Raw genomic sequence first — 22,004 nt, 5'->3', positions numbered from 1 at the left:
CCATGCGCGATTTGAGAAATCTCTTTTTGCTGCTTGTTTTGTCCATTGTCTCTCTGGCTTGTCGAGAAGAAAAAACGGCTAAAAATCTGATTTATGTGGGCCCAAAATCTGAATTAACAGATATTGACATGGTTTATTCTGACTCGGCAAGAACCGTAGTTCGAATGGTCACACCTTCCCAAATTACCCTATATTCTGAAGATCGAGTATACCCTAAAGAAGTGAAACTATGGTTTTACGATAAAATGGGAAATGTGACTTCTCAAGTTAGGGGAGATTCCGCTCATTTTTTTAGACAAAAGAATTCGTATAAAATGATGGGTAATGTGGTGATTTTTAATGTTCAACAAGCAGAAACATTAAAGACTGAGGAATTTACTTGGTTGCCCGAGGAAAAGCGAGTATTCACCGATAAGCCAGTTCAAATTCGTACCAAGAAAGAAATCATTTACGGTGTCGGAATGGACGCTGCTCAAGATTTTACCCATTATTCATTACGTCATGTAACTAATTCTGTCTTGACAGTGGAGAGCTTACCGACCAACTAATTACAGTTCTTTAAAGCCAATCGAGCACTATCTAAGGAAAAAATCCGAGGGTCATTACCCCATTTATCTCGCAGATAAGTCACAATTTCAGCTACATCCAGTGCTTCTAATTTACTGTTTCCTGGCATGTAATTTTGATATGATTTTTGATTCACTAAAATTGCCTCTTTTTGACCATTTTTGATGATGCAAGCAATTTGACTCGCATTAAGTCTTTTCCAAAGGTCTGTTTTAGCTAATGGTGGATACAAATCTTTTAATCCCGAACCATCCTTCTGATGGCAATTTTCACAGTGTTTCTCATATTGCATCATTCCTTCCACCACATATTGCTGCCTGAAAATTTCTTCTTTGCTTTGACAGGAGGAGTGAATAACTAGTAGTATACTAGCAGCGATTAGGCCCCAAAATGCTTGCTTAATTCTCATTTATTTTTCTTTCAATAATAGTTCAATGTCTTCCATTAAATGATTGACCTCTTGTTCCTTTGTTCCATCATATATCCCTCTCACATGTCGCTGCTTATCCACTAAAATGAAAGCCCCACTATGTACAAATCCACCTGCTTCATTTTTGTCTTCTTGTGCTGTGACCATGAAACTTTTTTGTCCTAATTCATAGATTTTGGACTTTTCTCCAGTGACCAAATTCCATTTAGGTGCTTTGACTTGTAATCTAGTTGCGTAAGCATTCAACACATGCGGACGGTCAAAGTCTGGATCTATACTAAACGACAATAAAGCAATTTGGTTTTCATTGGCATATCGTTCGTACAAACGCAACATCTGCGTTTTCATTTTTGGACAAATGGTAGGGCATGAGGTAAAGAAAAAATCAGCTATATAAATCTTCCCTTCGAAGTTTTTGTCACTTACCCAAGTTGAATCCTGATTTAAAAATTGAAAGGATGGAATTTGGTGATAAATGGTATCTATTTTTCCTTGTTTTACTACAGTATCCTTATGCCCTAGTATGGGTAATGTTTTTTTTTCTTGACAAGCAGTAAATAGAAGGATGGAAAAGAAAAATAGTCCTCCCAACTTATTTTTTATATTGATTGGCGGCATTTAGGGTGGAGTCTGTTAATGTTTCTACGGTTTTTAATTTATTCAATTGCTCATGTAAGTACATGAGCTTCGCTTTGAAATCCATAGTAGACAGAGAATCTATGGAAAACTGATGCATCCATTGCATCATTTCACTATCCGCCTTATCCAGCGATTGAATCAACTTTTTAACATGGACAGAATCGGGACCTTTATTCAAACTATCCAAACTCGTTTTTAATTGAATGATTTGTTCGGTCTTAGGCATTAATTCATCATGTAGCGTCATGACAGAATCATTTAGTTCTTTCACTGCGGTTTCTTCCGACTGATTACATGATGTCAGAACAACAGTGATTACAATTAAATGGAATATTGTTTTCATATTTTTTTCTACGATGGATTATTCTTCATCAGCTTGCGGACATTCTCTTTTAAATCTACATAGCCTGTTTGTCCACCAATCATTTTAGCAATTTCATCAATTCTTTCTTCTCCTACTAGCGTTTTAATGCTAGATACCGTTTTCTCTCCTTCATGATTTTTATATACAAACCAATGAGTTTGGCCAGTTAGGGCTATCTGTGGTAAATGAGTGATGGCAATCAATTGGTGTTTTTGACTCATTTGAGTTAACATTTGACCCATTTTAATGGCAATTTCACCAGAAACACCCGTATCAATTTCATCTAAAATCAAAGTAGGTAGCGCTCTTTTTTGTGCTAATAAATGCTTGATGGAAAGCATCAATCGACTTAATTCTCCACCCGAGGCTATTTGTTTAAAGGGTTTAGGTGCCAAACCCTTGTTCGCTGAGAAAAGCAGTTGGATTTTATCCTGCCCCGTTTTGGTCAATTTTGTAGGTTGAATATCCCAAGCTAATTGGGCATTGGGCATTCCTAATTGATGTAAAGATTGAAGCAATGTTTTCTCAATGGCATCCAATGAGTTAATGCGACTTTGATGTAATTCCAATGCTTTTTCTAGTGCTTTACCCTCGGCCTCAATAAGAGCCTTATTGGCTTCTTCTAATGCTAGGTCTACATTTTCATATTGTGCTAATTCCGCGGAGAATTGATCTCTCAAAGCAATTAAGCTAGTCAAATCTTTCGATTGATATTTTTGAAGCAGACGGTTCAAAAGATCGAGCCTTTTTTGACATTTTTCTAATTCCAAGGGATCCGACTGAAAGGATTCAGCCTCATTTTCTACCTCGGCAGAAAGGTCTTTTAACTCAATCCAAAGCGATTGGATTCGTTGATTCCATTGGTCGAATGATTGGCCCCACTTGGACAAACTCTGACTTAATTGCCTAGCTTGACCAATTTGTTCCATAGCCGAGGATTCCCTTACACTTAAGTAATTGGCGAGTTGAGCTAGTTTTTCCAGAATCTGTTCTGAATTTTGCAATTTTTGCAATTGCTCACTGAGTAGCTCATATTCTCCAATTTCTAATTGAGCTTTATCCAATTCTTCCCATTGAAATTGTAGAAAATCAAGGGCTTGATTACCTAGTTTGGATTTTTGAGCCAATTGCTCTTGATGCTGTGAAGCTAGTTGAAATGCTTTAAATGCTTTTTCGTAGGATAATTTTATCACTTGATTTTGTGCAAAATCATCCACCAGCTCTAAAGCAAAATCAGGATGCCCCATCCAGCCATTATCTTGCTGAGAGTGAATATCGACCAGTTCTTGACCAATTCGCTTCATGCTTTCCAAGGTAACAGGCGTGTCGTTGATAAAACTTCTCGACTTACCTTGAGGGTTAATTTCTCGACGGATCAAACATGGATCTTCAAAATCAATATCTTCTAGTTGGAAAATTTCTTTCAAATGAGGATAGGACGCAATGGAAAAAGAACCTTCAATGACACATTTTTTTTGGTCGTCATACAAGCTTTTACTATCAGCTCTTTGGCCTAATAACAAGGATATGGCACCTAAAAGGATGGATTTTCCAGCACCAGTTTCCCCTGTGATCACAGTCAATCCCTCAGCTAGTTGTAAATCTAGCTGGTCAATCAACGCATAATTTTGAACCTCTAAGTGCCTAAGCATGTATCTGAAATGGAAGCTTAAATTTACGGAAAATAATTTGTTGAAATATTTATTTACTTGCTCTTAAAGCTTTTTAAATTAATTTATCAATAATTTGTACCTTTGGAAAAATTTTTCGCCTTAGAATAATTAAACCAGACAAAATGAGTGTTTTAGTAAATAAAAATTCCAAAATTATAGTTCAGGGTTTTACAGGTACGGAAGGAAGTTTTCATGCCGAGCAAATGATTGCTTATGGAACCAATGTAGTCGGTGGAGTTACTCCAGGTAAAGGAGGAGGAACGCATTTAGATCGTCCTATTTTCAATACCGTAGCAGAAGCTGTAGCTAAAGCAGGAGCTGATACATCCATCATTTTTGTTCCACCTGCATTTGCTGCTGATGCCATTATGGAAGCTGCTGATGCTGGAATTAAAGTGATTATTTGTATCACAGAAGGTATTCCAACTAAAGACATGATTATAGCGAAGGAATATATTTCTACTAAGGAGTGTCGTTTAATTGGACCCAACTGTCCTGGTGTGATGACGGCTGAAGAATGTAAAGTAGGTATTATGCCTGGTTTTATTTTCCAAAAAGGTAAAGTGGGTATCGTTTCTAAATCAGGAACCTTGACCTATGAAGCCGTAGATCAGTTGACTAAAGCTGGTTTAGGTCAAACCACAGCCATCGGAATTGGAGGAGATCCTATTATTGGTACCACCACTAAAGAGGCGGTTGAGTTATTGATGAACGATCCAGAAACCGAAGGTATTGTGATGATTGGAGAAATTGGTGGTGGAATGGAAGCTGAAGCAGCGCGTTGGATCAAAGCAGATGGTAATAGAAAGCCTGTTGTTGGTTTTATTGCAGGTCAAACTGCTCCTAAAGGTCGCCGTATGGGTCATGCTGGTGCCATTATTGGTGGCGCTGACGATACAGCAGAAGCTAAAATGAAAATTATGCGAGAATGTGGCATACATGTGGTGTACTCTCCAGCCGATATTGGCGAAACCATGTTGAAAGCATTGTCTGCTAAGTAAAATACTAAAGGATGATTCCTTTTATTAAAAAATCTGCTTCATTCCACGCATTCGTGCTACGATGGAGCAGATTTTTTTTATGGGCTTTTCTATTGACTACAACAGCACAGGCGGCGGTTTGGAAGCCTATGCATTCCCTTACCAAAGAGTGGTTGGTTTATCAATCTTCCTGGAACAGTTTTTTGCCCTATATACCTAGTCAACATTACGCTTACCATTCCAAATCCATACAGCTCAATAATCGAGATTATTATCAAGCCTATTTGACGATTATGCCCAAAGAAACTTACCATTTGTTTATCGATGGGGCCTTTCAGCGTAAATTAGAAAAGGGGCAACTTGTTAGAATGTCATTGGATAGCCTGTTTAAACAACACTATAAAGAGCAAGTGATAGCTACCTTTTACAGTAGTACGTTAGAAGGTTTGCCAGGAGATCTACGTATTGAAAAAAAGTTTGATCAAGTAATTGCTCAGAATCGAGAAGTACAATTATTTCTAAATCGTGCCCCAGCCGTTTACACCCATTTTTTTACTTTAAGTTTTTTAGCACTTTTGGCATTTTTGGGTTTGTTATTTGCTGGATTCCCTCGATATTTTCAAGTTTATTTTCGTTTTAGCGATTGGGTCAATTGGGAAAGTAAAGAAAATGCCATTGTCAAAAGCCCTTTTGCCTTAGCCAATGTATATGTATTATTTATATTAAGTTTTTTGATTTCATTAATAGCATTTTATAATGGAATCACGTACCGTTCAGGGGACGCATTTTTTGTAAATGAAGAAAATTATAGTACACTTATGCCTTCTTTATGGTTTGTTTTCTCCCGAACTTTATTGGCATATTTCATTTTTATTTTACAGTATTTTTTATTTCAACTTTTTGCCAACTTATTTAAACTAAAATCGGTGGCTAATTTGCATTTCTTCAAATCCATTCAAGCTAATATTCAATTCTTTATCATGGTATTCATCGGTATTGGGTTGTATGCCATTTATCAAGGTCCAGCCTATGTCATCGATATGGAAATCGTTTCCTATTTTTTAAACGCTTATTTTCTTATTCGTTTCATTTATTTTACACAAGTTTTTAATAAAGTTCTATCAGTCAATAGGTTATCCCTGTATGCCTATTTGATTATTACTGAGGCAATCGTCATTTTGTTTGGAATTAGAGAATTGATATTTCCACAATACACCTAGACTAAAGAGAGTGATTTTCAAGATTTTTTTTTGTATATTTGCCACATAAAGTTGACTATTCTAGATTGTCGAGTTAATACAAATTTGATTTATGAGTGAAATAGCTAACGTTGCTACCCCGGATATCAAGCGGTTAAAAAAAGTTAAAAGTATATTGGTTACTCAAGCAGCACCTACTGATGCCAAGTCTCCTTATTTTGAGATTGAGAAAAAGTATGGTGTTAAAGTGGATTTTCGTCCATTCATTGAGGTACGAGGAATAGCCTTCAAAGATTTCCGAAAGCAGAAGATAAATATTTTAGAGCATACGGCCATCATTTTTACTAGTCGTAATGCCATAGATCATTTCTTCCGTATTTGTAAGGAAGCAAAAATTGAGGTGCCCACGGATATGAAATACTTTTGTATCACGGAACAAACAGCAAATTACTTGCAGAAATACATTGTTATTCGTAAGCGTAAAGTATTTACAGGTACAAAGACGGCATTGGATTTGTTGGAAATTATCAAAAAGCATAAATCCGAGAAATTTTTATTTCCTTGCTCAAACAAGCGCCAAAAGGATTTGCCAGATTTTATGGGGACGAATGATTTTCAATTGACAGAGGCTGTGATGTACGAGACAGTGTCGGCTGATTTATCTGATTTAGAAGAGGTATTTTATGATGTACTGGCATTTTTTAGTCCATCAGGTATTACTTCTTTGTTTGAGAATTTTCCTGACTTCAAGCAAAATAACACACGAATAGCTGCATTTGGTTCAACTACGGCTCAGGCTGTAACCGATGCGGGTTTATTATTAGATATTCAAGCTCCCATGCCCAATGCCCCTTCCATGACGGGTGCACTGGAACATTATATCAAGCAAGCAAACGCTTAAAACAAAAGCCCCGATTTGGGGCTTTTTTGTTAATATATGTCACGGAGTTTTCTCGTTTAAAAATAATGCTTATTTTTAGCCATCAAATCGCCTAACAAGCTAAAAATTGAACATGCGCTTCAACAAGCTATCACTCATTTTACCCTCATGGATTTTTGTGTGCTTTGGCATAGGGCTGTTTTTTTGGAGCCCTAGTATGCTGGCACAGCAAGATCCGGGTTTAAGCATGTTTCAGCTGAATGCCATCAACCAAAATCCAGCTAATGCCGGTTTAAGAGGAGCTTATTTTGCTCAATTGCATTACCGAAATCAATGGACACAGTACGAAGCTAGTATCGAGGGTCCAGGTAATCTGGGAACTCAATTGCTCAGTGTTTCACTGCCAATAAGTAAATTGAATCTAGGAGTAGGTTTGTTGGTTATGTCGGACAAGACTCCATCTGGAGTGGGTCAGCAAGCCATGAAAATTCAATTGGCCTATCATTATACTATAGGAGAGGCCATTTTTTCTGTTGGATTACGAGGAGGATTACAAGGTAAATCATTTGACGGTCGTGTATACCGAATACGAGATGATAATGATCCAATAGCTAGCCAGTTGTCAGGAAAAGTAATTAGTCAAAACCAATTTGATCTTGGTCTAGGCGTACTTTATTCCAAAGATAATTGGCAAATCGGATTGTCGGCTGATCACCTGACTTCACCTAAATTTACCCTGGATACTCCGCAAGGTAATATGCCCGTTAATCTAGTGGCTGCTTTACATGGTTCAGCTGAAATCGTTTTGTCGGATAATTTAGCAGCCATGCCATTTGCGCAGGTTCGATATTATTCAAATAGGATATTACCCGAAGTAGGGAGTAGATTTGGTTACAAAGATTTGTTTTGGTTAGGAGCCTCTTATCGATTAAATGATGCAGCTATCGGTATGGCTGGCGTTTCTTTGTTACAACAGAGGTTAGATATTGGCTATTCATTGGATGTATCTATGGTGCAAGCAGCGGTAAAAGCACCATTGACACATGAGATTTTTGTTCGCTTTCAATTACCATCCTTTCAATCCAATGGAATAAAAGGTCTTCCAGTGAGAACACCACGATTTAAGATTTTGTAGGAATTCTATATAAGGCATAAAATTTTGTACTTTTGCTGAAATATTCCTAGAAAATGCTTTAAATTTGAGGAATTTGAATGAGTGTGAGTAGGGTTAATTAGGTAAAAACAATTTTTTGAACCCTGTTACGTTAACAAACAGTAATTTTAATTTGCTTCTATGAATTTTCAATTTGTTGAAAAGAGATTAATAGTAGGACTTTCGATGTTGGCTATGGCCGTTGTTCTAAACAGCTGTGGATCCAAAAACTCAGGAGGTTCTAAAACGCTAAGTAGTAAGAAAGGCTCTTCTGGAAAAGGAATTTTAGGAATTGGCAAAGCTAATAAAGAGGTTCCTGGTGTTCAGAATGGAGAGATCGTTGCTACTACACGAAAAGGATGGTCACAGCCAACGCCTTATGGTATGGTATTAGTACCTTCAGGCAGTTATATGATGGGTCAAGCGGATGAAGAGGTTTCGCACGCAGGTGTTAACTTCAACAAGCGTGTGACGGTAGCCGCCTTTTACATGGATGATACAGAAATTACCAATCATGAGTACCGTCAATTTACCTACGCCTTATTGAAAGATTCGGTCTCAGTTTTAGGAGAAGATAAAATCATGTCTGAATATTATCCAGATACTACAGTGTGGAAGCGTGATTTTACGTATCACAACGGTGATCCCATGACAGAATATTATTTTTCTAGTCCTGCTTTTGATCAATATCCTGTGGTAGGTGTTAGCTGGGTGGCTTCCAAGTATTTTTGTTTGTGGAGAAGTAAATTGATGAATGATTACCGTAGGAAGCAAGGTCAATTTATTTTACCTCGCTTTGAGCTTCCATCGGAGTCGGAATGGGAGTGGGCAGCACGTGGAGGAAGAGCATCAGCTAAATATCCTTGGGGTAATCCATATATTTCCAATGCCAAAGGTTGCCTATTAGCTAATTTCAAGCCTCATAGAGGAAATTATGATGCCGATGGATATTCTTATACAGCTCCAGCCAATGCTTATGATCCCAACGATTTTGGATTGTATAACATGGCAGGTAACGTAGCAGAATGGTGTGAAGATGCATATGCGGATAATGCGGTGGCAGTAACTTGGGATTTAAATACCGTCAACAAAGATTCGGACGAGCCAAGAAAAGTAACGCGTGGTGGTTCTTGGAAAGATATTGCTTATTACCTTGAGACTGGTACAAGAGCCTATGAATTAGAACAAAACAAACGTTCCTATATTGGGTTTAGATGTATGATGCGCTACCTGGGACGTCCTAAACAAAACTAAATTTTACTCTTTTCTAAAATTATATTTCATTCTTTTTAACATGGAAAAATCAATCAATGTCATCGCTAGTTTTGGTGCGGCAGTCGTAATTGTAGGAGCCTTATTTAAAATTGTTCACTGGGACGGAGCCAACGAAATGTTGATGGTTGGTATGTTCACCGAAGCGGCCATTTTTATTCTGTTCGGGGTTTTGTACTTACAAGCAAAGCCAGAAAAATCGTATGATTGGGAAAAGGTTTATCCTGAGTTGGTAGGTGGTGCTCCAGTAGCAAGACCCACGTCCACTGGAGGTGTAGATGCACTTGCAAGTTTAAAAGGTTTGGGGCCAGAAGTGGTTGAAGGTTTGACAAAGAGTTTGAAAGGATTAACGGAAACAGCCAACAGTTTACAAGATATTTCCAAGGCTACCGTGGCTACACAAGATTTTGTAAAGTCATTATCTTCTTCTTCTGAATCATTAGGGACTTTAAATAAATCGGTGTCAGAAGCAGCGAATTCATTAGGAGCTATTTCCGTTTCCTCAGCAGAGGCAGCTAAATATGCGCAACAATATGCCAAAGCAGGTGATCAGTTATCTACTTTGAATACCATTTATGAAACTGAGATTCAAGAAGCGACAAAGCACTTGAAAGCAATCAATAGTTACTATGGTAATGTTAATTTGACCGTTGAACAAATGGCAGCTACTCAAAAGGATGCTGAATTGTTTAAAACAGAATTAGCCAAATTGAATGCCAATATTCAATCATTGAACCAAGTATATGGTAGTATGTTAACAGCTATGAAAGGCTAATTTTTTTCCACTTTAGCTTTGATCTCATAAGTATATGGCAAGTTTAAAAGAGACCCCCCGGCAGAAAATGATCGGGATGATGTATTTGGTACTCACGGCCCTGTTAGCTTTGCAGGTAAGTGATGCTCTTTTACAGAAATTCACCTTGTTAAACAATAGTCTAGAAATTGCAAATCAATCGGCAAGTTCTAAGAATAAGAGTATGGTTGCCGGTATTGAAGAGCGTATTAAAGATCTTCCTAATCCGGCCGCTTATGCTGATATTCTTAAGAAAGCTAATGAAGTTCGCAAATTGGCAGATGAATTAGTGAATCACATTGATGGATTAAAATCTAAAGTGATTGAAACGGGAGGAGGAATTGATCCAGAAACGGGTACAATTAAAAACCCCAAAGAAGAAGAGAAGGTGTTTGAATTGATGGTCGGTGCTAATTCCAAAGGAGAGGCCTATCAATTGGTTCCCATGTTTGATCAATATGTGGCTAAATTGCAAACTATTGCCGATCCAGGTACAAAATTCCCATCTCTGGCACTAGCTGCTAAAGATGATCCTGTGGCTAGTCGTGATGCCGCACAATCCAATAAAGATTTTGCTGAATTGAATTTTGAACATACGCCCGTTCCAGCTGCCTTGGCTACTTTAAGTCAGAAGCAAGCTGAGATTAGACGCTATGAAACCGAGGTTTTAAGTCAATTAGCGTCCAAAGTAGGAGCTAAAGAGATTAAGTTCGATAAAGTTTTTGCTCAGGTATCAGCTAATGCAAATACCGTAGTAGCGGGTATGGAATACCAAGCTGAAGTGTTCATTGCAGCTACTTCATCTGGATTTACTCCTCGTATGAGCTTTAATGGAGCTTCAATACCAGTGGTGGATGGACGTGGTCAAATTAAATTTAAAACTTCAGGTGGCGGATATGATGCGAATGGGCTTTCTAAAAAGACCTATACTGCAACGGTTGCTTATATGAGTCCAGCTGGTCCAAAAACAGAATCTATTCAAAAGGAATATTTTGTTTTGAAACCAACTTACAATATTGAAACCGCCACTTTACCAGCTTTATATTTGGGATGTGCCAACCGATTAAGTGTAGTGAGTCCTGGTTTAGGTGCTTTGTGGAATCCTCAATTTTCTGCCGAAGGCGGTGAGGTGATTCCTGGTCAAAATAGAGGTAAGGTAACCATCGTGCCATCATCAGCTACTATTACCTTAAATGTTAATAATGGAGGTACTTTATTAGGAAAAGAGACGTTTAAAGTGCGTCGTGTTCCAAGACCAGATGTTCGCATCTTTGGTAACGGAGGTGAATTAAATGAGAAAAGAGGCACCAGTGCTACAGGTTTGAGAACCTTAGACGCTAGAGCCATCGCCGATGAGTCATTTAAAGCGACTAATCCGGAAGATGCCAATTATCGTGTAGCTCAAGTATATGTTGCTTTAGTGCGTGGTCAAAGAAAAATTGACGAAATAGCCAATTTACCAGGTTCTGGGTCAATTGCTAAATTAGCTTCTCAAGCACAGCCTGGAGATCGCTATTACATTGAAGTGAAAGAAGTTCAAAGAAAAAATTTCAAAGGAGCGATTGAGACCATCCCAGTATCGATGGTTAAAAATATCCCTTTGAGTGATTAGGAAAACCCTGTATATGAAATCAGTTAATCAATTATTATTGTTAGTTTCTCTGATCTGTGGATTTAGTGCCATGGCTCAAGAGAAACCTGTAGATGAGTCTAAGTTGAATTCAGTGCGCCCCATTGATCCAGCGAACATTCATTATAAGGCTCGTTTATGGCGCAGGATGGACTTGAATGAGAAAATCAATCAACCCTTTTTCTCTGTTAACAACGAGATTTCTAAATTCTTAGTGGAATGGGTGGAAGCTGGTATTTTAGTACCTTATGTGAATGATTCATTAGTAACTAAATTAACAACTGCTCAGTTTAAGGAAAAACTTCGTATGGATGATTCCATTGGAGAAGGAAGTCTATCCGAAGCAGAGAAAGCCGCCGGATTTGGAGCCGAAGGTGGTGATAAAAAAGCAGCTGAAGATGATGGTTGGGGAACAACTACAAAGCCTGGTGCCGCCGCAAAAAAGGCAGATGATTTTGACACAAAACCAGTTGCAAGCTTAGATTCTTATTTTTTCCCAAAAGAACTTTCAATTATTGAAATTAAAGAAGATGCCATCATTGATCGCCAGCGTTCAAGATTGTATTTTGATATTCAGGCTTTTACATTAATTATTCCTGCTTCTAAAACTAAAGCTGGATTTGATAAGCCTGTGGCATCTTTCCGATATAAGGATGTATATAAGTTATTTAGAAGTAACCCCAATTGTATTTGGTACAATGCAGAAAATGAAACTCAACACAAGAATATGGCCGACGCCTTTGATTTGAGAATGTTTCAGGCAAGAATTATCAAAAAGGGAAATCCAGAAAACAAATTCTTAACGGATATTTATAGTTCTGATCGCGAAGGACTATTGATGTCTCAGCAATTGGAATACAAATTATTGGAAATGGAACACGATATGTGGGAAAACTAATATATAAATTTTCAAAAGGAAAGGAGGCTTTAGTCTCCTTTTTTTATGTCCAATAGGTTGATAATGTCGGTTATTTATCAGCTTATTTATACACTAGTATTGATCTAAATTCGAAATTGAGACATTAAATTTCTAACCATGCAATGTCTTAAACAAATCGAACGTTTACATCGAATTCATCGATTAATTCAACAGGAATCTACTGGATCTGCGGCTTCCTTTGCAGAACATTTACACATGTCGCCCCGTCAACTTGGCACCTACATGGAAGTATTACGGGATATGGGAGCACCCATAACCTTTTGCTCAATAATTAAGAGCTATAAATACAATTTGCCGGTCAAGTTTGATTTTGAATTGCGACTTTTTGTGTCGGATAAATTGGTTTATTCTTTAGATTAATCAGATTCCAGTGAAATTTGGATATGATTTATTATAATTATTCAATTTTTTGATGACTAAGCTGTAACTTGCAGGGTAAATTGAATAATTAAGCATATATGTCGTATCAACGCAAGACAAAAATAGTAGCCACAGTAGGTCCAGTATCTGAATCAAGAGAATCCTTAATTCAATTAGCACAAGCTGGAGTCAATGTATTCCGTTTGAATTTCTCGCACGGAACTCATGAAGATCATTTGGAACGTTTAAAAACGATTCGTTCTATTAGCGAAGAGCTAGGCATGAATTTGTGTATTCTTCAAGATTTGCAAGGTCCTAAGATTAGGACTCAGATGGTGGAGAACAATGGTGTTGTTTTAGAAGCGGGCAAACAGCTCATCTTTGCCATGGATGAAAACTTGCTTGGAACATCAGAGAAAGTGGGTACTACCTACACATCTATGTATTTGGATGTGAATGTGGGAGAACGTATTTTGATGGATGATGGTAATTTAGAAGTGAAGGTACTTGCCATCGATAAAGAGAAGAAAGAAGTCTTAACTGAAGTGATTTATGGTGGGATTTTGAAATCTAAAAAGGGGATTAATTTACCTGGAACAAAGGTTTCTTTACCTTGTTTAACACCAAAAGATGAGGCAGATTTATATTTTGGATTGGATCACGGAGTTGATTGGGTAGCTTTATCATTCGTTCGTAAGGCTTCTGATATTTGGGATATTAAAGAAAAAATTAAAGCATACGGTAAAAATACCCGCGTAATTGCCAAGATTGAAAAGCCAGAAGCAATAGATCATTTGGACGAAATCATTGAAGCTACTGATGGTATCATGGTAGCTCGTGGTGATTTGGGTGTGGAGATGGATGGAGCAGTAGTTCCATACTTGCAAAAAGTTATGGTGGAGAAATGTACCGCAGCAGGAAAACCTGTTATTGTGGCAACTCAAATGTTGGAATCGATGATTCAAAACCCGGTTCCTACACGTGCAGAAACGTCTGACGTAGCTAATGCGGTATTGCAAGGAGCTTCAGCTACCATGTTAAGTGGTGAATCAGCTTCAGGTTCTTACCCAATCAAAGCTGTAGAGACCATGGCGCACATTCATGAGATTGTGGAGCAGCAGCAAAATGCCATTTCTGTCATTAAAGGAGATGAAGTAGCGATTTATTTCAAGAACCATGCTTTGGCACAAAGTTCAAAAGAAGTAGCCTTAACGGATCGTTTGATTGCAGGAGCATGTCGTTTAGCTCGTGACTCCAAAGCCAAAGCCATACTTTGTATAACTAATTCAGGTCATACGGCTTTTCGTTTATCCGCACACAGACCTAAAGCCGACTTATATGTCTTTACTTCTGATAAGCAGTTAATGTCTACCATGGGCTTGTTGTGGGGAGTGAAAGTATTCTTTTATGATCCGTCAGCTGAAAGTGCAGAAAAGACAGTAGCTGCTATGGTGGACAAATTAAAGCAAGATCAATTATTATCAGCCGGGGATGTTTTTGTAACTACCTTGTCTATTCCTGCCCATTCGGGTAAGAAAACCAATACAGTACAATTAGGGGTGGTTGAATAATCAACCCCTAATTGTTTATTTTTGGGTATGTAAAGCATGAATAAAAAGAACCCATTTCTTTCAAATCCTTTTCTAGGTCTTTTTACTCTTTGGTCCTTATTTTGGTTCATTGTAGTTTTTCTGCTTTTTTACCCTTTTATCTTTATTTTACTCCAAAAGCTTAGTTATCGGAAATATGCCGCCAAATTGGTGCGTATATGGTCTAAGTGTTTTTTCTTTTTTAGCTTTATCCGTTTCGAAGTAAAACACCATTTTGTTCCTGATAAAAAACAGAATTACGTGTTTTGTGCCAATCATTTCTCCTTTCTAGACATTCCCGTAATCGTTTATTTGCTAGAGCATTACACGTCTTTTGTTGGAAAAAGTTCATTGGGCAAATTACCCTTATTTGGATACATGTATGCCCGCTTAAATATCTTAGTCAATCGGTCAGATAATGCTAGTAGAGCAGGTTCTTTATCCAAGGCCCTAAAAGCATTGCAATCAGGAAGAAGTATTGCCATATTTCCAGAGGGCGGCATTGTGTCAAAGAAGTACCCCTACATGGCAAAGCCTTTGAAAGATGGAGCTTTGATTATGGCGATTCAACAACAAATTCCTTTGGTACCTATCAGTTTATTCAATAATTACCAAATATTCTCTGATAAGCCATTGATGATTAGACCAGGGGTTATTCGTGCAGAGATCCATCCTCCAATTATCACCAAAGGATTAACCTTAGATGATGTGCCGATGTTACGTGAGAAGTTGTACCACATCATTCAAGACCCCATTTTGAAATATTATTCTTTAGACGAACCTCAATAAAAAGGGCTATGCGGCATGGGATATCCATATTAGTTTTAAGCTGGTTTTTCCTTGCTTGTGCTGATAAAACAGCCGAACAGAAGGCTGATTTACCTCGTCCCAAAGGATATAATCGAATTATTTTACCCAAGGCGACATATCAACAGGTAGAAAAAGGTCATCCATTTACGTTTGAAGTTTCTCAATATGCCCAAGTAATGCCTGATACGGTTTCATGGGCTGAGCCTCATTGGTTGTATATTTATTATCCTCAATGGCATGCTTTTATTCAGCTGACTTACAAGCCATTAAATAAGGATAAAAAGAAGCTGGCAAATCTAATTAATGACGCCTATATTTTGGCTGCCAAACACCAAGGGAAGGCCCGAGGAATTCAAGAATATGTCATGACAACTCGTTCGGGTAGAAAAGCTGGAATCATTGAGTTGGATGGAGAAGTAGCCACCTCTTTTCAGTTTTATACGACAGACAGTGTACAACATTATTTGAGGGGAGCAGTTTATGTTAAAACGGCCACACAAAATGACTCACTCGCTCCAGTCATTAAATTTTTAAAAAAGGATGCCATGCATCTCATTCAAACCTTGCAGTGGAAACCTTAGTTTTTTAGGTTAAATCCAGGTTTGCCAGTGCACGAATCTTTCCTTTTCTTTGTAGCTAGCATGAACGAGTCAACAGCATTGTCGTCTTCAGAGGAATCAACGGTTTTTGTGGATGCATTACTCCCATTACCAATCCCAAGGTATTTTACATACCGTGTACCTAGGGTATGGTCAGATGTTGTGCAAGCTGGAATACGCATCGTGGTACCTTTCGGTTCTTCCAAGGTTTTGACAGCCGTTATTGTTCAGGTTCATCATCAACCTCCTAAGCAATATCAAGCCAAGTATATTTTAGAAATATTAGATGATAGCCCTTTGGTAACGGCTTCTCAAATTAAATTATTTCATTGGGTAGCATCGTATTACATGTGCTTCCCTGGAGAAGTTTTTCAGATTGCTTTACCTGCCGGACTGAAAATATCGAGTCAATCCAAAGTACAGATAAATCCAGCTTATGTAGTAGAAACGACTTTGAATGAGAAGGAGCAACTGGTTTTTACTGCCCTTCAAGAAAAAGGCTCTATGTCTTATGATGAGATAGCTCAATTAGCTGAGTTAAAGAGCCCATATCACTTGATTAAATCTTTAGTAAGTAAGCAGGCTGTTTTGATATTTGATGAATTGAAAGATCGGTATACACCTAAGGTGATGCGTAAAATTCGATTGGCAACCGCCTACGAAGAAAAAGAGAAATTGGTTGAGCTAATTCAGCAATTGGAATCCAAGCCCAAGCAGTTGGCCATCATTTTACATTATCTTCAGTTTATTCCTGTTTTACGTAATCCCGAAACAAATCAAAAGGGATTAGAAAAATCCAGTTTTTCTCAAGCGGAACTGTCTGAAAGTTCTTTACAAACCTTGATTAAAAATCAGGTTTTTGAAAGTTTTGAGGTGATTGTTTCCCGATTCGGACAAGATGCTGAAGATTTTATTCCATCAGCATTTGAATTGAATCAAGCACAGAACAAAGCTTATCAATCTATCTTGAACCAGTTTCAAGAAAAGGATGTCGTATTGTTACACGGCATTACGGGTAGTGGAAAAACAGAAATTTATATTAAGCTCATTCAGGAAGCCTTGGCTAATGGCAGTCAAGTATTGTATTTATTACCTGAAATTGCCCTAACGACTCAAATAGTCTTACGTCTCAAACGTATTTTTGGCGAGCAAGTAGGTATTTACCATTCTAAATTTTCTGATAATGAGCGAGTAGAAGTTTGGAAATCCATCGTAGAAGGGAAATATCCTTTTGTGGTGGGTGTACGTTCTTCGGTTTTTTTACCTTTTTCCAATTTAGGTTTAGTGATTGTGGATGAGGAACATGAGTCATCCTTTAAACAAGTAGACCCTGCTCCAAGGTATCATGCTCGAGACGTAGCCGTGGTTTTGGCTAAGCAACAGGGAGCCAAAGTACTTTTGGGTTCAGCCACACCTTCTATTGAGTCCTATTATCAAGCTAAAGAAGGAAAATATGGCTTGGTAGCGATCAAAGAGCGATTCGGAACAGCGCAGCTACCACAAATCACCTTATTAGACACCAAGTATGCTCAAAAAATGAAGCAAATGAAAGGTGGTTTTTCTGTAGATTTGATAGCTGCATTGGAGGAAAATTTCAATCGAGGAAAGCAAAGTTTATTATTTCAAAATAGGCGAGGATATTCACCCTACATTCAATGTCAGGATTGTGATTGGATAGCTACTTGCAACCAATGTGATGTTAGTTTGACTTTTCATGCCCGTGACCAAGAGTTGCGCTGCCATTATTGTGGCTATCGTGAAGGTCTATTAAGGCGATGCGCTGCCTGTGGTAGTACGCAATTGAAGACGATGGGCTATGGTACAGAAAAATTGGAGGAAGAATTGCAGTTACATATGCCAGATGCACGTATCGGTCGGATGGACTTAGATACGACGCGCTCCAAAACAGCATTTACGAGTTTATTAGCAGAAATAACATCGGGCAACATTGATGTATTGGTTGGAACGCAAATGGTGGCTAAGGGATTGGACTTTGAAGGACTGTCCATGGTGGCCATATTTGATGCGGATAAGGTGATTAATTTCCCCGATTTTAGAGCACACGAACGTGCATTTCAATTGATTTGTCAGGTAGCAGGCAGGGCTGGAAGGCGAGAAGAGCAGGGGCAGGTTTATATTCAAACAAATCAGCCAAGCCATCCCATCTTTGATCATATTTTGCAAAACAATTACGAGGCCATGTATGCGGAAGAAATCGTAGAAAGAGAAGGGTATCATTATCCTCCTTTCAGTCGATTGATTAAGTTGACGCTACGAAATATCGAAGCTTCTCGTGTAGAGACAGCAGCTCGGCATTTGGGAACAGCCTTAAAAGAGAAATTTGGTCATGGTCGCATACTTGGACCCGAAAAACCTTTGATTGAAAGAATTAGGAATCAATATGCCATGGAGATTTTGATTAAAATAGAGAAAGGTTTGGCTCTAGCAAAATTTAAAGAAGCTTTAAGAGAAGAAATTGATATTCAATCCTCTCATTTGGCATGCAAGGGGGTGCAAATCATCCTGGATGTGGATTGTTTATAATCAACGTTTGAAAACAAGCTCCTCGATAGGCAAACGGTTCCTTTTTCCATAAATACCTTCCTCAGTTCCTTTACCGACTGCCACGATCATGTTGATTTCAGCTTCATTTGGTAGATTTAAGGCTCTTTTGACCAGCTTAGCGTCAAATCCTTCCATGGGGCAGGTGTCGTATCCCTCAGCGGCGATAGAAAGCATGAATGTTTGGGCAGCTAGTGCACATGATTTGTGAACCATGACCCGTTGATCGGCTAATCCAGCAAAGCGCATGAAAGGATTATTAAAACCTTTGACAAAAGTAATAGCTCTTCTGATTAAGGTACTTAATCCCAGTACATCGGTGCGGTACAAAATCGGCATTAATATGCCATAATAATCCAAGGCTCTTTTTTCTAACTTACTTGGTTCACCAGAGATGGATGATTTAATCTGATCGATATTCCATTGGGCATGTTTTTTCCAATGATCTTGTCTGGTAACGAACACAACTAAATGAGCGGCTGTTCGTGCTGCAGATTGACCTAAACAAAGTTTTTCATATTGGGCTTTTTGTTCTGGACTACTAATCCAATAAAATTCCCAAAGTTGCATATTGCTACTGTTGGGGGAGAGTATTGCCCTTTCTAAACTTTTTTGGATAACTTCATCTGGAACCAGTATTTCGGTATCAAATCGTCTGTTTGATCTTCTTTTTAATACAATTTCGTCAAAAGCTTGTGATAAATTCATCGACATATATTTCGATATAAATATACACAATTACCTATTGATTAAGGTTTTTTGTCTTCTAGTTCATAACGAACATAGGCAAATTTGGAACCGTCGGGTGACCAAGATGGAACATTAATACTACCTTGTCCTCCATAAAACGCTTCAGTTAAATCTTGAATTTTTTTAGATGTCAAATTCAATAATCGAAGTTTTACTTGATGCCCAAAAGGATGACTTTGTTTTTGATCTTCCAGATAACTGATAACGACAGCTTCTTTGCCATTCGGTCTAATATGGGCAAACCAAGTGGAGTAATCATCAAAGGTCATTTGTTCCGCATTAGTTCCATCTGGATGCATGCGCCAGATTTGCATTTTCCCTGTACGGAAGGAATTAAAATAGATGAATTTTCCATCGGGGCTATATTCTGGTCCATCATCCAATCCATCTTCTGTGGTAAGCCTAATTTCTTCTCCGCCTTGGGTATTCATGGCATATACATCATAATTTTTATTTCTTTCGGCACAGTAGACCATGGTTTTACCATCAGGAGAGATACCATGCCAATAGGATGGCCCTTGGTTAGTTAATCGAAGGGGTTGTCCACCTTGACTATCTACTTTGAAAATAAGAGATCCACTGATACCAGAGCTTGGATCAGAACTAGAAATGTAGAGTGTTTTTCCATCTAAACTATATCCGTGATCATTATTGCATTTTTGGATGCTACCAGTAGGAAGGGGACCTAATTTTGAACCAGTGGGGCTGATTTTTTCTAATAAACCCAAACTATTGATAAGTAAATGAGATCCATCAACTGACCAATTGGGTGCTTCAAAATGGCGATGCTCTTTGAGAATTTCGGTGCTTTTTTTAGTTTTTACATCAAAGATGTGCAAAGAGCTAATGACACTTTTACCGGAAGGAATTTGTGAAAAACTGGTCCAGCTAATACAGAATAAGGCGAGGATGGGTGCGTATTTCATGGTTGTCATTTTGATGTGGAAAATGTACAAAAAAAAAGTCAGGACTTCTGTCCTGACTTTTTCGAATAACATGAAATAAACGACTAGTAGTTGTTTTGTTTCAATGTTGGTTTTCCATCTTTCTGAGAGTTTAAGATCTCATCATTTGGTAGAGGGAAATACTCGTTTTTACCTGTAGTAAATGATTTGCCAGCTAAATAACCTCTTTTGTTGTAGGTTCTTCCTGACATATCAGTTCCGTTTTTAGCTTCTTCAGCCATGTATTTGTTCAAGTAAGGACCTGCAATTCCCCAACGAACTAAGTCGAAGAAACGGTGACCTTCCATCGCAAACTCTAAACGGCTTTCCATACGAACTGCGTTCAATGCGTAATCTTTACCTTTAGCAACAAATGTACCAGTAGGATAAGGATTAACAATATAATTCACAGTTGGGTCTTGTACAGAACCATTCTTAACACGGTTACGGATGATGTTAACATATGTTTCAGCACCACTTAAGTTACCTAACTCAGCTTCACACTCTGCCAACCAAAGGATAACAGATGACATTTTCAATAAACGGTAGTTATTATTCACCGCACGTTTAGAAGTCGAGTGAGTTGAGCTACCTTCATCAGCTAAGTAGTACATCCATTTTTTACCTGTATAAGGACCTGAATAGTTTTGGTCACGAATCCAAGGGAAACCTGGCATAGGGCCCCAATCCAAGAATTGAACACCACGACGACCTACTGTCCAGTCTAAACGAGGGTCAACAGGAATAGATTTATTCAAGTTAAATTCGATCGTAGAAGAACGAATACCTTGATCGTTTGGAAGGTCAACCATGTTGTATGTATCTGCTGTTCCATCCGCTTTATCTCCGATTAATGGTAAACCATCAGAAGAAGTTTTGAATGAATTTACCAAGTTTTGAGATGGTAAATAGAATCCGCAACATCCACGACCAGGAGCATTAGCAGAATATGGCCAGTTAAGGTTATCACCTACATTACCATTGTTACCAGTAGATCCATCATTTACAGAGAATTCAACTTCGAAAATAGACTCGATGTTATTGTTCGTTGTATTTCTGTAGTTATCATGGTAGTTAGTAACTAACTTCTTACCTGAGTTTTTATACACATCTTCTAACAAGGTTTTAGCTGCCGCCCACTTCTTTTGGAAGATGTATGTTTTAGCTAAATAAGTCATTGCAGCCCATTTGGTAGCACGACCCTTTTGAGTTTGTACAGCTGGAAGGTTTTCCATAGCAAATTTGAAATCCGCCTCAATGTTTGGCCAAATGTCTTTGTCATTTGGAATTTTAGTTGAGTTAGGATCTTCACGCTTGTAAACAGTCTCATCGATGTATGGAATCATGTTCCACATCTTTTTACCTTCAAAGTGATAGTGACCACGTAAGAAACGCGCCTCTGCTACAACTTGCGTTCTTTCAGCATCCGTCATGTCTTTTACATCAGTACTTTTAGCTAAAAGGATAGCCTCGTTTGCACGAGCTACACCATCATAGGTGTGTTGCCACTTACCTAGGAAATAGGTGTTATCTGCCAACCAGTTGAACTGCTCAATAAAACTTTGTTCTGGTTGGTCACCAGCATCCGTTCCTTTAACAGCATCACCTGACGTGATACCTCCGAAAACGTAATTAGAAATAGTGGATTGACGACCCGTATTACCAGCACCAACGCCGTCTAATAATGAGTACGCTCCAATCAACAATGCATTCACTCCATTCTTGTTGCTCAAGGAGGTTAATGAAGCCGCTCCTTGTGGCTGAATGTCGAAGAAACTATCTGAGCAAGAAGTGCTCAGTCCGACGGTCGCTACTAACGCGAATATGATTAACTTTTTCATTTTTTTATGATTTATTTTCAAATGATATC

Annotated in this window: 21 protein-coding genes; 14 read left to right on the top strand and 7 right to left on the bottom strand. The window is 38.3% G+C overall.

Going from position 1 to position 22,004, the window contains the following annotated elements; translation table 11 throughout:
* Positions 1-2 precede the first annotated feature (2 nt).
* Positions 3-548, top strand: coding sequence for an LPS export ABC transporter periplasmic protein LptC (lptC, locus tag G9H65_RS05720; RefSeq protein WP_166374390.1), 546 nt, complete (start codon positions 3-5; stop codon positions 546-548).
* On the opposite strand, the gene G9H65_RS05715 is transcribed toward lptC, so the two are convergent.
* Genes G9H65_RS05715 through recN form a run of 4 tightly spaced genes read right to left on the bottom strand, consistent with a single transcriptional unit; the run spans position 545 to position 3,652 of the window.
* The gene (locus tag G9H65_RS05715; protein ID WP_166374389.1) at positions 545-976 is read right to left on the bottom strand and encodes a c-type cytochrome; all 432 of its coding nucleotides are present in this window, start codon (positions 974-976) and stop codon (positions 545-547) included. The genes lptC and G9H65_RS05715 overlap by 4 nt on opposite strands.
* Positions 977-1,615, bottom strand: coding sequence for an SCO family protein (locus G9H65_RS05710; RefSeq protein WP_166374388.1), 639 nt, complete (start codon positions 1,613-1,615; stop codon positions 977-979).
* Complete coding sequence (locus tag G9H65_RS05705) at positions 1,590-1,979, bottom strand: hypothetical protein (RefSeq protein WP_166374387.1); 390 nt, start codon at positions 1,977-1,979, stop codon at positions 1,590-1,592. The genes G9H65_RS05710 and G9H65_RS05705 overlap by 26 nt, the downstream gene beginning before the upstream one ends.
* A gap of 8 nt (positions 1,980-1,987) precedes the next feature.
* Entirely contained in the window at positions 1,988-3,652 is a 1,665-nt protein-coding gene (gene recN, locus G9H65_RS05700; protein WP_166374386.1) for a DNA repair protein RecN, read from the bottom strand.
* A 143-nt stretch (positions 3,653-3,795) separates the two neighbouring features.
* Here recN and sucD point away from each other — a divergent pair, with 143 nt between their 5' ends.
* From sucD to priA, 13 genes are all read left to right on the top strand, one after another.
* Positions 3,796-4,674 carry a succinate--CoA ligase subunit alpha gene (gene sucD / locus G9H65_RS05695; protein WP_166374385.1) on the top strand — a complete coding sequence of 293 codons (879 nt, stop codon included), beginning with the start codon at positions 3,796-3,798 and terminating at the stop codon, positions 4,672-4,674.
* A 128-nt stretch (positions 4,675-4,802) separates the two neighbouring features.
* Positions 4,803-5,873, top strand: a complete 1,071-nt coding sequence (locus G9H65_RS05690) for a hypothetical protein (RefSeq protein WP_166374384.1) — start codon at positions 4,803-4,805, stop codon at positions 5,871-5,873.
* Between the two features lie 91 nt (positions 5,874-5,964).
* Complete coding sequence (locus G9H65_RS05685) at positions 5,965-6,753, top strand: uroporphyrinogen-III synthase (RefSeq protein WP_166374383.1); 789 nt, start codon at positions 5,965-5,967, stop codon at positions 6,751-6,753.
* Between the two features lie 112 nt (positions 6,754-6,865).
* The gene (locus G9H65_RS05680) at positions 6,866-7,867 is read left to right on the top strand and encodes a PorP/SprF family type IX secretion system membrane protein (RefSeq protein WP_166374382.1); all 1,002 of its coding nucleotides are present in this window, start codon (positions 6,866-6,868) and stop codon (positions 7,865-7,867) included.
* 159 nt (positions 7,868-8,026) lie between these two features.
* Positions 8,027-9,139 (top strand): T9SS ring complex lipoprotein PorK/GldK, encoded by a 1,113-nt coding sequence (porK, locus tag G9H65_RS05675; RefSeq protein ID WP_166374381.1) that lies wholly within the window; start codon positions 8,027-8,029, stop codon positions 9,137-9,139.
* Positions 9,140-9,179: 40 nt separating this feature from the next.
* Entirely contained in the window at positions 9,180-9,932 is a 753-nt protein-coding gene (porL, locus tag G9H65_RS05670; RefSeq protein ID WP_166374380.1) for a type IX secretion system motor protein PorL/GldL, read from the top strand.
* Positions 9,933-9,966: 34 nt separating this feature from the next.
* The gene (porM, locus tag G9H65_RS05665) at positions 9,967-11,562 is read left to right on the top strand and encodes a type IX secretion system motor protein PorM/GldM (RefSeq protein ID WP_166374379.1); all 1,596 of its coding nucleotides are present in this window, start codon (positions 9,967-9,969) and stop codon (positions 11,560-11,562) included.
* Between the two features lie 13 nt (positions 11,563-11,575).
* Positions 11,576-12,478 carry a type IX secretion system ring subunit PorN/GldN gene (porN, locus tag G9H65_RS05660; RefSeq protein WP_166374378.1) on the top strand — a complete coding sequence of 301 codons (903 nt, stop codon included), beginning with the start codon at positions 11,576-11,578 and terminating at the stop codon, positions 12,476-12,478.
* Between the two features lie 138 nt (positions 12,479-12,616).
* Entirely contained in the window at positions 12,617-12,880 is a 264-nt protein-coding gene (locus tag G9H65_RS05655) for a hypothetical protein (protein ID WP_166374377.1), read from the top strand.
* A gap of 98 nt (positions 12,881-12,978) precedes the next feature.
* Positions 12,979-14,451: a pyruvate kinase gene (pyk, locus tag G9H65_RS05650; protein WP_166374376.1), complete on the top strand. Its 1,473-nt coding sequence runs from the start codon at positions 12,979-12,981 to the stop codon at positions 14,449-14,451.
* A gap of 36 nt (positions 14,452-14,487) precedes the next feature.
* Entirely contained in the window at positions 14,488-15,258 is a 771-nt protein-coding gene (locus tag G9H65_RS05645; RefSeq protein ID WP_166374375.1) for a lysophospholipid acyltransferase family protein, read from the top strand.
* 8 nt (positions 15,259-15,266) lie between these two features.
* Positions 15,267-15,860: a gliding motility lipoprotein GldD gene (gene gldD, locus G9H65_RS05640; protein WP_205753253.1), complete on the top strand. Its 594-nt coding sequence runs from the start codon at positions 15,267-15,269 to the stop codon at positions 15,858-15,860.
* Positions 15,861-15,920: 60 nt separating this feature from the next.
* Complete coding sequence (priA, locus tag G9H65_RS05635; RefSeq protein WP_166374374.1) at positions 15,921-18,422, top strand: replication restart helicase PriA; 2,502 nt, start codon at positions 15,921-15,923, stop codon at positions 18,420-18,422.
* Here the strand turns inward: priA and G9H65_RS05630 are convergent, their stop codons facing one another.
* From G9H65_RS05630 to G9H65_RS05620, 3 genes are all read right to left on the bottom strand, one after another.
* Positions 18,423-19,148, bottom strand: coding sequence for a nitroreductase family protein (locus G9H65_RS05630; protein ID WP_166374373.1), 726 nt, complete (start codon positions 19,146-19,148; stop codon positions 18,423-18,425).
* A 41-nt stretch (positions 19,149-19,189) separates the two neighbouring features.
* The gene (locus G9H65_RS05625) at positions 19,190-20,116 is read right to left on the bottom strand and encodes a TolB family protein (RefSeq protein ID WP_166374372.1); all 927 of its coding nucleotides are present in this window, start codon (positions 20,114-20,116) and stop codon (positions 19,190-19,192) included.
* An 83-nt stretch (positions 20,117-20,199) separates the two neighbouring features.
* Positions 20,200-21,975 (bottom strand): RagB/SusD family nutrient uptake outer membrane protein, encoded by a 1,776-nt coding sequence (locus tag G9H65_RS05620; protein WP_166374371.1) that lies wholly within the window; start codon positions 21,973-21,975, stop codon positions 20,200-20,202.
* Positions 21,976-22,004: the final 29 nt, after the last annotated feature.

Source organism: Aquirufa ecclesiirivi (genome assembly GCF_011250515.1).
In the GTDB taxonomy this organism is placed as follows: domain Bacteria; phylum Bacteroidota; class Bacteroidia; order Cytophagales; family Spirosomataceae; genus Aquirufa; species Aquirufa ecclesiirivi.
Note: the sequence above shows the minus strand (reverse complement) of the source record. Positions and strands in the feature narration are given on the sequence as shown.

Coding starts and splice junctions, on each gene's coding strand:
- lptC (WP_166374390.1), top strand. CDS start 3: ATGCGCGATTTGAGAAATCTCTTTTTGCTGCTTGTTTTGTCCATTGTC.
- G9H65_RS05715 (WP_166374389.1), bottom strand. CDS start 976: ATGAGAATTAAGCAAGCATTTTGGGGCCTAATCGCTGCTAGTATACTA.
- G9H65_RS05710 (WP_166374388.1), bottom strand. CDS start 1,615: ATGCCGCCAATCAATATAAAAAATAAGTTGGGAGGACTATTTTTCTTT.
- G9H65_RS05705 (WP_166374387.1), bottom strand. CDS start 1,979: ATGAAAACAATATTCCATTTAATTGTAATCACTGTTGTTCTGACATCA.
- recN (WP_166374386.1), bottom strand. CDS start 3,652: ATGCTTAGGCACTTAGAGGTTCAAAATTATGCGTTGATTGACCAGCTA.
- sucD (WP_166374385.1), top strand. CDS start 3,796: ATGAGTGTTTTAGTAAATAAAAATTCCAAAATTATAGTTCAGGGTTTT.
- G9H65_RS05690 (WP_166374384.1), top strand. CDS start 4,803: ATGCATTCCCTTACCAAAGAGTGGTTGGTTTATCAATCTTCCTGGAAC.
- G9H65_RS05685 (WP_166374383.1), top strand. CDS start 5,965: ATGAGTGAAATAGCTAACGTTGCTACCCCGGATATCAAGCGGTTAAAA.
- G9H65_RS05680 (WP_166374382.1), top strand. CDS start 6,866: ATGCGCTTCAACAAGCTATCACTCATTTTACCCTCATGGATTTTTGTG.
- porK (WP_166374381.1), top strand. CDS start 8,027: ATGAATTTTCAATTTGTTGAAAAGAGATTAATAGTAGGACTTTCGATG.
- porL (WP_166374380.1), top strand. CDS start 9,180: ATGGAAAAATCAATCAATGTCATCGCTAGTTTTGGTGCGGCAGTCGTA.
- porM (WP_166374379.1), top strand. CDS start 9,967: ATGGCAAGTTTAAAAGAGACCCCCCGGCAGAAAATGATCGGGATGATG.
- porN (WP_166374378.1), top strand. CDS start 11,576: ATGAAATCAGTTAATCAATTATTATTGTTAGTTTCTCTGATCTGTGGA.
- G9H65_RS05655 (WP_166374377.1), top strand. CDS start 12,617: ATGCAATGTCTTAAACAAATCGAACGTTTACATCGAATTCATCGATTA.
- pyk (WP_166374376.1), top strand. CDS start 12,979: ATGTCGTATCAACGCAAGACAAAAATAGTAGCCACAGTAGGTCCAGTA.
- G9H65_RS05645 (WP_166374375.1), top strand. CDS start 14,488: ATGAATAAAAAGAACCCATTTCTTTCAAATCCTTTTCTAGGTCTTTTT.
- gldD (WP_205753253.1), top strand. CDS start 15,267: ATGCGGCATGGGATATCCATATTAGTTTTAAGCTGGTTTTTCCTTGCT.
- priA (WP_166374374.1), top strand. CDS start 15,921: ATGAACGAGTCAACAGCATTGTCGTCTTCAGAGGAATCAACGGTTTTT.
- G9H65_RS05630 (WP_166374373.1), bottom strand. CDS start 19,148: ATGAATTTATCACAAGCTTTTGACGAAATTGTATTAAAAAGAAGATCA.
- G9H65_RS05625 (WP_166374372.1), bottom strand. CDS start 20,116: ATGAAATACGCACCCATCCTCGCCTTATTCTGTATTAGCTGGACCAGT.
- G9H65_RS05620 (WP_166374371.1), bottom strand. CDS start 21,975: ATGAAAAAGTTAATCATATTCGCGTTAGTAGCGACCGTCGGACTGAGC.